Annotated in this window: 12 protein-coding genes; 4 read left to right on the top strand and 8 right to left on the bottom strand. The window is 46.2% G+C overall.

The window, feature by feature from the left end; all coding sequences use genetic code 11:
• Positions 1-164: 164 nt before the first annotated feature.
• The gene (locus ACLVWP_RS07700) at positions 165-602 is read left to right on the top strand and encodes a single-stranded DNA-binding protein (RefSeq protein ID WP_413561102.1); all 438 of its coding nucleotides are present in this window, start codon (positions 165-167) and stop codon (positions 600-602) included.
• A 240-nt stretch (positions 603-842) separates the two neighbouring features.
• On the opposite strand, the gene ACLVWP_RS07695 is transcribed toward ACLVWP_RS07700, so the two are convergent.
• The gene (locus ACLVWP_RS07695) at positions 843-1691 is read right to left on the bottom strand and encodes a PAS domain-containing protein (RefSeq protein ID WP_413561100.1); all 849 of its coding nucleotides are present in this window, start codon (positions 1689-1691) and stop codon (positions 843-845) included.
• A gap of 309 nt (positions 1692-2000) precedes the next feature.
• Between ACLVWP_RS07695 and ACLVWP_RS07690 the strand changes: the two genes are divergently transcribed.
• From ACLVWP_RS07690 to ACLVWP_RS07680, 3 genes are all read left to right on the top strand, one after another.
• Positions 2001-2417: a hypothetical protein gene (locus ACLVWP_RS07690; protein WP_413561098.1), complete on the top strand. Its 417-nt coding sequence runs from the start codon at positions 2001-2003 to the stop codon at positions 2415-2417.
• Between the two features lie 86 nt (positions 2418-2503).
• On the top strand, positions 2504-3364 hold the full coding sequence (locus tag ACLVWP_RS07685; protein ID WP_413561097.1) for a hypothetical protein: 861 nt from the start codon (positions 2504-2506) through the stop codon (positions 3362-3364).
• 158 nt (positions 3365-3522) lie between these two features.
• Positions 3523-4380: a trypsin-like serine protease gene (locus ACLVWP_RS07680; protein ID WP_413561095.1), complete on the top strand. Its 858-nt coding sequence runs from the start codon at positions 3523-3525 to the stop codon at positions 4378-4380.
• Here the strand turns inward: ACLVWP_RS07680 and ACLVWP_RS07675 are convergent.
• The 7 genes from ACLVWP_RS07675 to mutL all read right to left on the bottom strand — a co-directional run bounded on the left by ACLVWP_RS07675 (position 4343) and on the right by mutL (position 13859).
• A complete protein-coding gene (locus ACLVWP_RS07675) occupies positions 4343-6952 on the bottom strand; it encodes an ATP-binding protein (RefSeq protein WP_413561094.1) in 2610 nt (869 codons plus the stop codon). The genes ACLVWP_RS07680 and ACLVWP_RS07675 overlap by 38 nt on opposite strands.
• Positions 6939-9152: a RelA/SpoT family protein gene (locus tag ACLVWP_RS07670; protein ID WP_413561093.1), complete on the bottom strand. Its 2214-nt coding sequence runs from the start codon at positions 9150-9152 to the stop codon at positions 6939-6941. Before ACLVWP_RS07670 ends, ACLVWP_RS07675 begins: the two co-directional genes overlap by 14 nt.
• Before the next feature lie 101 nt (positions 9153-9253).
• Entirely contained in the window at positions 9254-9493 is a 240-nt protein-coding gene (gene rpoZ / locus ACLVWP_RS07665; RefSeq protein WP_088614336.1) for a DNA-directed RNA polymerase subunit omega, read from the bottom strand.
• Positions 9494-9544: 51 nt separating this feature from the next.
• Positions 9545-10102: a guanylate kinase gene (gene gmk, locus ACLVWP_RS07660; protein ID WP_413561091.1), complete on the bottom strand. Its 558-nt coding sequence runs from the start codon at positions 10100-10102 to the stop codon at positions 9545-9547.
• A gap of 1 nt (position 10103) precedes the next feature.
• On the bottom strand, positions 10104-10985 hold the full coding sequence (locus tag ACLVWP_RS07655) for a YicC/YloC family endoribonuclease (RefSeq protein ID WP_413561090.1): 882 nt from the start codon (positions 10983-10985) through the stop codon (positions 10104-10106).
• 25 nt (positions 10986-11010) lie between these two features.
• Complete coding sequence (gene miaA, locus ACLVWP_RS07650) at positions 11011-11949, bottom strand: tRNA (adenosine(37)-N6)-dimethylallyltransferase MiaA (protein ID WP_413561572.1); 939 nt, start codon at positions 11947-11949, stop codon at positions 11011-11013.
• Positions 11949-13859: a DNA mismatch repair endonuclease MutL gene (gene mutL, locus ACLVWP_RS07645; RefSeq protein ID WP_413561088.1), complete on the bottom strand. Its 1911-nt coding sequence runs from the start codon at positions 13857-13859 to the stop codon at positions 11949-11951. Before mutL ends, miaA begins: the two co-directional genes overlap by 1 nt.
• Between the last annotated feature and the right edge of the window lie 50 nt (positions 13860-13909).

Here is a 13909-nt window from a genome sequence, read left to right as displayed (position 1 = left end):
CGATTCTCTGCCCCAATCCCCATCTCTTATTCAATTAACCTGACACAGAGCTGTGCTTAAATGTTGCTCAGCTCCAAATCCAAATAAAATACGGGAGTTGTCGACGGTTGACATACTCCCCAATCTGACCAAAAACCTTAGGGTGAATTAATTTGGAGGGAACAATGTCTGGAGTAAATAAAGTTATTATCGTAGGTCGTCTTGGTGCTGATCCAGAAGTGAAAGCAATCGGAAGTGGGAGCACTGTAGCTCGCCTTAACATCGCAACTAGCGAATCATGGGTTAAAGACGGTCAACGTCAGGAAAAAACTGAATGGCACCGTGTAACTGTATGGGGCAAATTGGCTGAGATCTGTGGCAAACATTTGTCAAAAGGTCGCCAAGTTTATGTTGAAGGTAAACTTCAAACTCGCTCATGGGAAGACCAACAAGGTCAAAAACGTTACGCTACTGAGATCGTGGCTAACACGGTTCAATTCTTGGGTGCTGCTGGTACTGAGGCTGGTTCTCGCTCTAACAACAACTCTGGTGGAGATGATTTCAATTTCAACGATTTCGGTCCAGAACCTAGTTTCAACTCTAACGACGAGATTCCTTTCTAGTTTCTTTCGTTAAGTAGTTTTCGGTACGGGCTTTTCCCCTATGGGAGAGAAGCCCTGCTCCGCTCACCCGGCCATCCTGGCCTCGCCAAGCCTGAATACCGCATCGTGCGGGCTTGGAGGATTCGCTCCTCAGGGCTTCTCTCCCATAGGGGAAAATCCCGATCGCGGATCTTCTTGTTTAAAGAATACTACAATTGAATATCTTTCGTTGAATCTCACTCGGGAGATTGCTGTGCTTTTTTAGGCTTCGGTGGTTTCTGTTGGTTCAGTGGTCTTTGCTTTTGTTGTCTCTATTTTTAATGAGACTTTTCCTATGGAGACTACTCTTCCTGTGGGGTCGGATATTGGGAAGATTGTGGATAGGTATTTGGTTTCTTCTTTTGGATTTAGGGATTCCTCGTAGGTTATTGAGGATTTTGATTTTAGGATTTCTTGTTCTTTTTCTAGGTCGGAAAAAATGGCTTCGAACGATAGGAACTGTTGAGTGTTTCTACCGATCAAGGATGGTCTTGGGACGCCGATGGATTTTGAAAAGGCTGTGTTGCAGTTTAGGATTGTGCCGTTCAGGTCTTTTATTAAGAGCAAGAATGGGACTGCATCCATGATTTGTTGTGTGCGGCTTTGGAAGGCGCGTTCTTCGGTGACGTCGCGGGCGGAGGCGAATCTAACGCCCAACTGTTTGTCGGCGGCGGCGCTCCAGCTCAGGGTGCGGTAATTGCCGTCAGCTGCGCGATAACGATTTTCGAAACCTACGGAGCGCAGGCCTTGATTTAAGGCTTCGATATTCTTTTTGGTGGATTCCTTGTCATCCGGGTGAATGAACTCAAAGAACGGCGTATTAAGCAGAGTCTCTTCGTTATAGCCCAGAGTATTGATCAAAGATGTGCTGACTTTTTTCAGCAGCCCGTCTTGCCCGGCTACTGCCATTAAATCGCTGGAAATCGCGAAGAAACGATCCAGTGTAATGTGAGAACTTTCAGTTTCTGCTAACCGAGACACGGCTCTTTTATAAACTCGCTCGGCCTTGGCTGATTCCATTGTTGATAAATAGCAGGTGGCAATCCCACAGCACGCCAAAATCGGAATCATGATAATAAATGTGACTAAGAATGTGGTGCTTAATGTGGGCAGAGCGATCACGCCGGCCGCGAAAACCGCGGACAAAAGCAAAACGCCGATCAGAGCGAACAGAGTGATCTTGTTCTGCAGCTTCCAAAAGCTGAAATACTCAATCGATTTTTTAGTCTGCTTCTGACTCAATCAACGCCCCTCGTTGGATCGAAACATATACAACGTCTTGGCATCATTCAAGCAAAGTTCTTAACTCTGCCATAGACGAAGGCCCGGTTTGTCCGTGGCTTTTTGTTTTTCTGAAGAGGGAACTTTATACTTTTAAATATGAAGTCCATCATTTTGATCCTTATTTCTTTAATGTTTCTGGAGGGTTGTTCGGTTTATAAATCCGAAGGACGCAACCAATTTGAAGACGCTGCTCCAGGAAAGATCAAGACTTCTTCACTGAGCTCTCAGTCCCCATCGGAGTTGTACAAACTTCTTGGCTGCAAAAATCAAAATGCTCTGGAAACTTGGTTCAACGATGAATTCCCCCGCGCCAATTACGAAATGGTGGTGATGGAATCGGATCTTGAAATCTGGCGCACCACTCACGCAGGCCGCGTGGAAGTTAAAGCCATTCAACGTGGCGACAAGAAAGTTCAAGCCTGCTCTTATGAGTTTGCGACGGCTTCAATCTGGGATCTTTATAAAGAACAATTTGTTCGTGAACTTGAAAACAATTTGATGATCAGTGAATGAATAAAATAACTACGCTTTGCCTTAGCCTTATCTTCAGTCTTCCCGCCTTTGCGGCGCAGGTCACTGCTGTCAAAGGAAGCAAAGTCATGGTAGCGCTTGAAGGAGCTGAAGTAAGTCCCGGCGATGAATTCTTTTTGATCAATCCCGCTAATAATAAAAAAAGCGCCATCATCCGCATCACTCAAACAAAAGCGGGCCGTGCCGTTGCTGACGTTGTACAGGGCCGTGGCGCTGTCGGCAGCACTTTGCAGGCAAAGGCATCCTCTGCTGGTAAACGCACTGCCAAGGGCGCTGCAAAAGCGCCTCCGAGCCGTCCTGCTGACGACCTTCAGCGCGCAACAACTCCGGAAGCCGAAGCCGCTGCTTTCGATAAAGCCCGCGACATGTCCTTCTTAAGAAATTTGAAAAATTCCTATGGAGTTTTAGGTCAATACGGCATGGATTCCATGAAGCCGACGATCAAGGAAAATCCAGCCATCAATCCCGCAGAAAAACCAACTCTGACAGGAACAGGCTTGGGAGCTGGTGGATTTTATGAGTGGGTTCTTACTCGCCTAATCACAGTGCGCTTGTCAGGCATGTTTGAACAGTTCAACGTTTCTGGAAATACCGAAAAAAACGTCGGCTGTAAGAGTACCACCAACTGTTCTGCGAATATCACCTACCTATCTGGCTATGCCCAAGCAAAATACTATTTGAATCAAGACCGCATTCGCACATGGGGCGGCGTCGGTGGAGGATTCTTAATCGCGATGTCCAAGTCCGCAACGGCTTTGAATGAAAACGACATTGCGACCAACCAAGTTTTAAACCTGGCTATCGGCGCGGACTATCAATTAGACCGCAAGAACTACATTCCCGTGAGCCTTGAATACCTTTACTTCCCACCGTCTGACACCGTCACAGCCAGCGCGATTCTGATCAAGTTCGGCTATGCTTGGCAGTAATTACAAGACTGTCTACTGAGTCGACAATCACTCAAGCTCCATGAAATTCCAGCGACTTATCCAGTAACTCCAAGTGCTTAGTATCGTCGTTTATTAAAATCTGAAAATTCTCTTAATTTAAGACGGATTAAAGAGCTTTTCAGAGTATAAAGAACGCCATGAAGAAACATTATGCGTTTTTAATTATGGCTCTAGTGGCGACTCTGACAGCTTGTGGGAACGATCCGCAAAATCTCGTTGATCTCAATGGCGACGAAGCCTCTATCATCAATGGATCAAAAGTAACTGTACGAGAAAACGACGGAGCGAAAGGGGTCGTACTCTTTTTGCCGGTGAACGGTCTCGGCATGGCAACAGGAATCTGCACAGCGACTCTATTGAGTGACCACAGCGTACTTACGGCAGCTCATTGCTATGACAAAAAAAACAATAAAACTCTGGCTGGCTTTAAGATCATCTTTGCAAACAGCAAAGGCATCGCTACACGCGACTCCCTAAAGCGTGAAGGCACTCATGTTGTCCCCCACGAAGGCTTTAGAAAATCCCGCGTCGGCTTGCTAAATGATCTAGCCATCGCCTTTTTCGAGGGCGGCATCCCTGATGGTTTCGAACCAGTAGAGATTGAACGCGATCAAACCGTAAATTATCAGAATCGTTTTTTGAATATTTACGGCTATGGGAAAAAGAACGACTCACGAGAGATCTTTGCTTTGGGTCACGGCAGCGCTGGCCAACTCTACAAAGCCAATATAAAATTAAATGGCGGTTATGGTTTGATGCAAGATCGCTATGCCCTCATTAGCAATGGCAATCACCAATTCGTTTGCAGTGGAGACTCTGGCTCTGGGCAGTTTCTAACAATCAACGGCAAGCCTCGCCTGATTGGTGTAACATCATCAGTTACGGGCAAAAAAGACTTCTTCGGTCACGTTTCGTGCACTGAAGGCCGCTCCACAGCGATGAAAGTGGCCTACTATGCTAAGTGGATTGATGAGGTACATTCGGGAGCCAGATAGTAAATTTGGTTTCCTGTGAATCGTTATCCAAAAAGAACTTACCATTGTGAGATTGGATAATCCCCATACTGATACTAAGACCCAACCCCACGCCTTTACCCACTTCTTTCGTGGTGAAAAACGGCTGCATGATCCTTTCACGAAGCTCTGGCTGAACGCCAGGGCCTGAGTCACTAACACTGATTTCAACTCCATTGATGGCATAAGCCGCCGTGATTTTCACACGACGGATCGGTGCTTTTTCAACAGCATCGAACGCATTGTTTAATAGGTTCAGAATAACTTGAGAGATCTGATAAGGACGACATTTCACCGTCACACCCGGCTCGATATTCGCAATCAACTGAATTCCTGACTGCTTGAATTTCTCGTGACAGAAGGCCAACGTGTCATCGACGATTACCGCCAACTCCACCTCTTCCATATCATCTAAAACAGACTCATGGGCATAACTGCGAAGCCCTCTGACGATCTTAGCGATACGACCGACCATGGACTCCATGGAATCAATACGGCGATTTAAATCGATGTCCCCGCCCATGCCTTTATTCGCAATGGTCTTACGGATCATGCTGATATAACCACCCATCACCGCCAGGGGATTATTAATTTCGTGAGCAATACCCGCGGCCATTTCACCCAATGTCGCCAAACGAGATGAAATCAAAACTTTTTCTTCGCGCTCTTTTAGAATTCTTTCGCGCTCTTTTTTCTGAGTGACGTCTTCGCCGACAACCAAGTATCCGGTGATTTCTTTATGATCATTTATCACGCGATGTAACGACAAAGCGACATTGTAGTGACGGCCCGATTTAGAAACAAAAAGACGCTCATAACTTGGAGCATCTCCAGACTCAAACAGTCCTTCTAAATATTCACTCCCCATCGAGACAGATCGCTGCAATTTTTCTTCAAGTCGTCCACGATAAGTCATCACTTCGGAATAGTCTGACAACAGGAACACTTGCTTACCGATCAATTCGTGCTCTTGATACCCCAAAAGCTCTTCCGTGGCGCGATTGATACTTGAGATGTTTCCCATCTGGTCTAATTGCAAAAGCATCAAAGAAATACTGTCTCGACCGGCCTTCTGCCAATCGAAGCTTTCTCTTAAACGACGTTCTGACTCGCGCGAACGGTTATAGAAAACCATACTGATCGCAAGAAGGATTGAAACACTCACCCCGAATAAACAGATCACACCCGGCAGATAAGACGAGTTCCCCTGCACCACATTCGGCATCGGCGTGACTTGAAAATCCCAGTTGGCATTAAAGGCCTTGTAACTGATTTTATAACCCCAATCACGACCATAGATAATACCGGCATTCCCGGTATTCAAAAGCTCGTGACCATCGTCGTCTTTGATCTCAACGAAATATCCTGGAGCCTTTGCTACGTGAGCAAAGAATGACTGTGCTTCTAGTGCGATTGCAATCACACCCAAAAGTTTGTCTTCTCCAAACACGGGATAATATAAAAGGACTCCGTCACCACCCGTGCGCAGCTCCACCACATCCGAAAGAAGTGGCTGGCGCATTTGAATGGCTTTTTCCACCACTCCCACAGTGCCGATCTGCTGAGCCACTTTCATGCCCACCAGTTTTTCACCGCCGTTGTTCATTGGATAAACCCAGCGATACACCATAGAACCATCGGTCCACGAGATACGACGAATGCCTTTGAAATCATTCAAATCACTGGCGGCATCGATTTCCCATGAACCACGTGTGCGATACTCGTTCAAAGCAAAACGCTTGGCCATACGATCCAAAGAACGTGTGAGTGTATTAAAAACAGCATCAAAGTTTTCAACCAAGGCATCGGCGCGGATCTCAGTGATAGAACGGTTTTTTTGATAGTCTTTGATCAACAAAAGCTGAGCCAAAATAACTGTTACAAAAATACCCGCAATCAGAACATAGAATGGTTGAAAGTGGCGGCGATGATACCCCAGGCGAGCCATGCGCTCGCGCAACTGCCACAACAAGGCAATGGAAAGAGTGATATAACAAACGGCGGAGTGCACGGCCATGCGTGCGAAACTCCCCCACCCAAACTGCGAGTTGATATTGAACATGTAGCCAGCAATCCCGACCAAACCTACGCAGCAAACAATCGCCACAGCGGTGACACGAATAAACTGACAAAACACCGTCGCCTTATTGAAAAATACCGCGAGGCCTAGCAGGAATAGAGCGATACAAGTACTCGCTGCCATTCGACCTGGGAATGGAGTGTTCGCCGGTTCAAAGTATTTTACAAAAAATGTATCCATCCCCGCATCGAATCCAAACAGATACTGCGAAAACGAAAGCGCCGTGAAAAACATCACGACAAGACCGCAAATACGGCTGATTTTAAAATAGTCTTGATTTGAAAACAGAGTCCCCAGCGCGACGATACTTAGAAAAAACGCCGTATTAAAAACCATTGCTGTGGACGCGGGATTAAAGAAGCGAATGATCAGCGAGTTCTGAACAATCCACCCTACCATCACAACGGATGTCACAACCAACACTAGAAATGCTAGGAGGTTGTGAACCTTGGGTAGTAGTTTATTGGATGACACGCGTGACACCGATAATGCCTTTGATTTTTTGAATCTCGTAAATCGCCTGGTTTAATTGTACGGCATCCTTCACGCTAACTTCAAAATTACAAACGGCTTTCTTATCCTTTGTCGTGCGAATTTGGGCAGATTGAATGTTAATTCCCTGCTGGGCAAAAGCCTCGGACATAGACTTCAAGAGACCTGGATTATCTTGAGAAATGATTTTCAGGCGAACAATGCGTTCTTGTCCCTCGCCCGCAACTTTCACATTCCAAGCCACGTCAACTTTGCGAAGCTGATCGAACTCGAAGGCCTTGCTACAGTCACTGCGGTGAATAGTGATACCGCGACCACGGCTGATAAAGCCCACGATCGGATCACCCGGGATCGGATGACAGCATTTTGCATAGTGCACCAGCATGTCGTCCATACCATCCACAGAAACCAGTGAATTGGTTTTACGCGTTTTATGAGTCGCCGCACGCATGACTCTTTCCATAAAGGTAGAGTCTTCAGTTTTCGCAGCTTCCTTCGCCAAGTTTTCTGGAGAAAGTCTTTCCACCAAAACGCGCGTTTCAAGTTTTCCGTAACCAACAGTTACGTACAACTCATCCACATCTTTCAAACCGAAATCTTTAAGATACTGTTCGAAAGCGGGGCCTTTAAGATACTTAACAGCCGCCATTCCGAATTTACGGAACTCTTTCTCCACCAACTCTTTTCCAAGAATGATGGAACGACGGCGCTGCTCTTCTTTAACGAAGGCACGGATTTTAGCTTTGGCTTTATTGGTAACAACGAACTTTAACCAATCCTTGGAAGGCTCTTGGCCTTTACCAGTGATGATTTCAACCGTATCACCATTCGACAACTGATGCTTTAACGGCACCATCTTGCCATTCACACGAGCACCGACACACTTGTTACCAAGCTCGGTATGCACTGCATAGGCAAAGTCCACAGGGGTTGCACCCTCTGGGAACTCACGCACTTCTCCGGTCGGAGTGAAAACGTAAATTTCAGTTTCAAACAAATCGGTTTTAACTGTATCCAGGAATTCATCAGGGCTGCGCACTTGTTGGTGCCATGAAACCAGATCACGCAACCAGTTCGCTTGCTGTAAATCATCGGATTCCATTTTACCGCGCTCTTTGTATTTCCAGTGAGCCGCGATCCCCATCTCCGCGACCAAATGCATTTCACTTGTACGAATTTGAATTTCGATGCGCTCCCCGCCAGGCCCCACCACTGTCGTATGCAGTGATTGATAGTTGTTGGCTTTCGGCATCGCGATGAAATCTTTGAAACGACCTGGGATCGGCTTCCACAAGGAGTGGACCAAACCAAGAGCCGCATAACACTCTGCCACACTTTCCACGATCACGCGGAAGGCAAGAACGTCATAAACCTGATCGTAATCCAAGTTACGACTTTGCATCTTACGGTACACCGACCATAAATGCTTGGAACGTCCATAGACGTCAAACTTAAAGCCCACTTTCGTCAGCTCTTTAGAAATCAGATGTTTCACGTCCTCGATATAACGATTTTGCTCGGCCTCTGTTTTCTTAATCTGCTGAACAAGTTCGTAGTACATGTCCGGGCGATAATAACGGAAGCACAAATCTTCGAGCTCAATTTTCAGCGCACTGATACCCATACGACCCGCAAGCGGGCAATAGATCTCAAGTGTTTCAAGAGCGATGCGCTCTTGCTTATCGAACGGCATGAAATTCAAAGTACGCATGTTGTGCAAGCGATCGGCTAATTTCACCAATACGACACGCACGTCTTTTCCCATCGCCACGATCATTTTGCGAATGTTCTCGCCTTGTTTTTCGTGGGAGTTTTTGAATTTCATCTGACCGATTTTAGTAACACCATCCACCAGATGAGCGACAGCATCGCCAAACTCACGGCGGATATCCTCGAGTGTGGCATCAGTGTCTTCAACAGTGTCGTGTAATAATCCTGTGGCGATCGTATCTAAATCTAAACGTAAATCTGCGAGAATAGCGGCAACAGAAAGCGGATGAGAAATATAGGGCTCACCACTTCGACGAATTTGTCCTTCGTGATGTTTCTCGGAAAAACGATATGCTTTTTCAATGAATTTGATATCGGCATTCGGCCAGAAACCGCGAATGCGAATTAAGAGATCATCTATTGTTTTGACCGGCTGATGGGAAAGGCCGGTCTCATTTTTCAGTTCCGCCATATTCCAGTCAGTTTACCTGACAAGAATATGGTCTCCAAATAGATTCGCTTTATGTGCGGAATTTATTAGTATTTTTAGGAACTTAGGACCTTTGTCCTAGACTATTTATTCAAGTCTTTTTCGATTTGAAGAAGAGCGTCTTTAGGATCCATCGCCACTTCGTAACCTACGTTACCGATAGCTACTTCACGAAGAGCAGAAACGATGTATTTGTTTGAACGAGTAGAAACAGTCGCTTCAGCACCTTTAAGAAGTTGCTTCGCTCTTTTAGCAACCATCAATACAAGAGCAAATCTGTTAGGAACTTTTTCCAAGCAATCTTCAACGGTTACACGAGCCATTTAATGCCTCCGAGAGCAATTTAATCGTCAATTCAAACGACGAAATTACCCTTAACCTAGTAACTTTTCAATGATTTTCTTAAATTCGGCATAGGAATGCTCGAAGTTGTCGTTCACGATCTGGAAGTCGAATTTGGAGGCTTCCGCGATCTCTTTCTCGGCATTAGCCATACGAACCTCAATGTCCGCAGGCATCCCCCCGTCCCTTTTCTCGATTCTGCGACGCAGCTCGTCGATAGAAGGAGGTAGGATAAAGATTGTTTTTGCGTCTGGATACTTAGATTTGAAGGTCTGAACACCTTGGATATCGATGTCCATGATCGCACATTTTCCCGCAGCCCACGTGGTTTCTAGGGATTCGTAAGACGTTCCGTAGAAGTTGGTATGAACCTTAGCCCACTCGACAAAGAAGTTCTGCTCGATTTTTGCCTTAAATTCGTCATGAGAGATGAAGTTGTACTGAAGACCATTTTGCTCGCCCTTACGGATGCCGCGAGTTGTGAACGTAACAATGTCCACCAGTTGAGAAATCTCCTGGATGGCCTTTGCTACGAAACTACTTTTTCCGGCGCCGCTGGGTGCAGCGACAATAATCATTCTCGTCTTCATATTATTGAACGTTCTGAACCTGTTCTCTAAGTCTCTCAATAAGGGTTTTTGCTTCTACCACGCTTTGAGTGATCTTGGCTACTTGAGACTTTGAACCAATCGTATTCACTTCGCGCAGCAATTCTTGAGTATAAAAATCGAGTTTTTTACCCTCAGCAGATTGAGAAGTAATCAGCTGACGGTAGTTTTTAATATGCTCAGTCAGACGAGAAAGTTCTTCGTTGATGTCGGCTTTTTCAAGCTGAATCACGATCTCCTGAGACAACCGAGCGGGATCAATTTCAGTTCCTTTTAGACGGGAACGGATCTTAGTTTCAAACTTATCCTGAAGTTGCGCATTCGCTTCTTCACGCAAACTGCTGATAACACGGATTTCTTTTTCCAAAGACGTTAGAAGCTTTTCCAAGTCTTTACGGAGAGCTTTACCCTCGCGCACGCGCTCTTTATCACAATTTGCACAAGCTTCTGCGAAGGCTTTTTTCAACACCTTGTCTTCACCCGTGAACAGCTCAAAGCTTTCTTCAAGTTTGATCACATCTGGCAAACGCGCCATGGATTCCAAGTGAACGGAATAGGAAATCCCCATCTCTTTCGCCAAATGCTTATAGGCCGCAACGTACTTTTTAACCAAAGCATCGTTCACCGTCATTTGTGCTTTACCGCTCGCCGTAGCTTTTACTTTACGAGAAACGAAAATATCCACAGTTCCACGAGACAAAGAAGCGCCCAGAGTTTTTTTAAGTTCGCTTTCAAACGCGACAAACTCACGTGGCAAGTGGAAACGTGTTTCTAAAAAACGGCCATTCACCGCGCGAATGCTCACTTCAACTGAAACATCTTTAGATTGAACTTTCGCGGTGCCGTAACCAGTCATGCTTTTCATATAAATCCATTCTTCTAGGGAGGGCTTAATCGGTCAAAGATTTCAGGAATTTCTCGACCACTCCCCGAGCCTCATTGTACCCGCGTGCCCCATCAAACCATTGGATTTCTTTATCACGTTGAAACCAGGTTTTTTGGCGCTTCGCGAGCTGGCGAGTATTTGTCGTAATTTGTTCTAGTAATTTATCTTCATTCAAACGACCTTGAATGAAGTCGATGGTTTCTTTATAGCCAACACTGCTCATCGGAGCCCATTCCGCCAGACCTTGATCGAGGAGACTTTCCACCTCGTCAATCAAACCGTCCTTCAGCATTTTGTGAGTTCTCAAGGCTATGCGTTCACGCAAAACCTCGCGCTCCCAATCGGGGCCGATTTTTAAAAGTGGAAAAGGAAAGGGTTCTTGGTTTTCTGCAAACTCTTTTTGAATTTGGGTTACACCTTTGCCTTGGGTACGAATCAACTCGATGCCCCGACCAATACGATAGTGATCTGCCAAGTTTACTTTGGCTGCGTATTCAGGATCGATTTTTGCGAGTTCTGCGTGAAGTTTTTCGGGACCGCCCGGCTCTGCAATTTCTTTTAGAACCTGAGCTTTTACTTCCTCAGACACCTCCGTCACCGGATACATGCCCTTTTCGATCGCCATAAAGTAAAAGCCCGTCCCGCCCACAACAAATGCAGGAGTTCCTTCAGGCAAGGAATTCATGGTTTCGGTAAAATCACGGGCGTACATTCCCGCTGTGCTCTCTTCAGGCGGCTCGACATAGCCCAAAAGGTAATGCGGAACCAACTGAGTTTCCTCAAGCGAAGGCTTTGCCGCCCCAATTTGAACTTTGGAATAACACTGAACAGAGTCGCAATTGATGATGACGCCTTTGAATTCCTGCGCAAGTTTCAAAGCCCACTCGCTTTTACCAGTGGCTGTGGAACCGACAACAAAAATAACAGGCTTCTTTTTATTCATCACACGATACGTCCGAAATCCTTTTCAAGTTTGTAGAAAGGATATTCCACACTCACCGGTCGACCGTGAGGGCAGAAACTTGAAAGTGGGAAGTGATCCATTTCGCGCAAAAGATTTTTCATTTGATCAACGCTGAGAGCTTGTCCCGCACGCACCACCGAGTGGCACGCCATCGTCGCACAAATATCACCGACCGCTCTTTCCAAAGAGTAGCTGCCACCTTGATCGACAACCTCCGTTGCCATGCGATCTAGGACTTTCCCTAAGATAGATTCTTTAATGAATAACGGTGCGGCTTTGACTCCGATGGTGCCAGGCCCCAACGCTTCGATATAAACACCCAAGCGCTCGATATCTTTTGCCAGAAGCAAAATGCCTTCGACTTTTTCCGGGGACATATCAATTGCCAGAGGGAATAGGAAATCTTGAATATCAATCTTTCCGCCCTTCCAGGCATTCATTAGTTTTTCATAAGCGACACGTTCGTGAGCGGCGTGCTGATCGACGAAGACCATTTTGTCACGATGCTGAGTCACGATGTACGTCAGATTCGCTTGGCCCAAAACTTCTAGCGAAGACCAGTAGCCACCACTTACAGGTGCCACAGATTCAGAGGAAACCTCTGCCGCTGTTTGCGTGTTCATAGCGACTTCGAAATCACCGCGAGACTCTGCAGCGCTTGCCAAGGTTTGGTAATCCATTCTTGGCTGTTGCACTGAGGACTGCGGGAAGTTGAAATATTTTTTCTGGAACTGAGTTGTTTTAAAAGTGGAATCGTTGAATGCCAGATTTTCTTTTGGCATTTCTGGTTGGTTCGCGAAATTAGGCAAACCCTTTGCTGACGAAAATGTTGCAGACGGATCTGAATAATCAACCGCACCACCCGCCTCGTTAAACTGAGACTGCGAACGCAACTGACCGCTTTGCTGAATCCATGGAGCTTTTTCTAAAGTGCTGCGCAGAGCTCCTGCCACCGCACGGAACGCCAACGACGGATCATGGAATTTTACTTGCGATTTCGTCGGGTGAATATTCACGTCGATGTATTCAGGATCTGTTTCAACCCACACCGCCGCAATCGGGAACTCCCCGTGCATCAAAAGACTGCGGTAGGCTTCGTTGACGGCTGCTTGAAGACTGCGATCTTGAATCCAGCGATTTTGCGCGAACAACCAAATGTTCTTAGCTGTTTTCGCAACATTGTGCGGGTCTGCAAATACGGCATAGGCCTTCACGTATTCACGAGAAGCCTCACCCACGAACAAGGGTTTGATTTCAAGAATTTGCTCGGCACGTTCTTTACGATCTTTGCAAGCGGGCCAAAAGTTCACAAGCTTGCTGTTTTCCTGAATACGGATTTCAACATCGTGATGAGCCAGTGCCATCGCTTTCAAAGTTGTTTTGATAGCTGTATGTTCTGCCGCATCTGATTTTAGGAATTTCAAACGAGCTGGCATGTTCTCAAACAGGTTTTCCATCAGCACTGTCGTGCCTTGAGAACCACCCACGCGATCGATCGGTTGTTTTTTGCCGTACTCGCTGATCAATTGATATGCTTGCTCATCACCTTCACGACGAGTTGTCAGAGTCATTTTACTGACGGAAGAAATACTCGCCAAAGCTTCCCCACGGAAGCCGAAGGTTTTTAATTTCCACAGATCATCTGATTTAGAAATTTTGCTGGTCGCAAAGCGATCCAAAGATTTCGGCAAGTCTTCTGGAGACATGCCCTTACCGTTATCGATCACTTTAACGATTCGTCCGCCATCATAGAACTCGACATGCACGCGAGTCGCGCCGGCATCGATAGAGTTTTCAACGAGTTCTTTAACAAGATGAGCAGGACGCTCAACCACCTCGCCAGCGGCAATTTGGTCGACAACTTCCGGAGATAAAACTTGAATAGACATGGGCAAAAACATGCCCTACGAAGCCCATTAAATCAACGAGGAGCACCGCG

The sequence above is a fragment of the Bdellovibrio sp. HCB209 genome, from assembly GCF_047306065.1.
Taxonomy (GTDB): domain Bacteria; phylum Bdellovibrionota; class Bdellovibrionia; order Bdellovibrionales; family Bdellovibrionaceae; genus Bdellovibrio.
The sequence above is the reverse complement of the archived record's forward strand: the minus strand, read 5'-3'. Positions and strand labels throughout refer to the sequence as shown.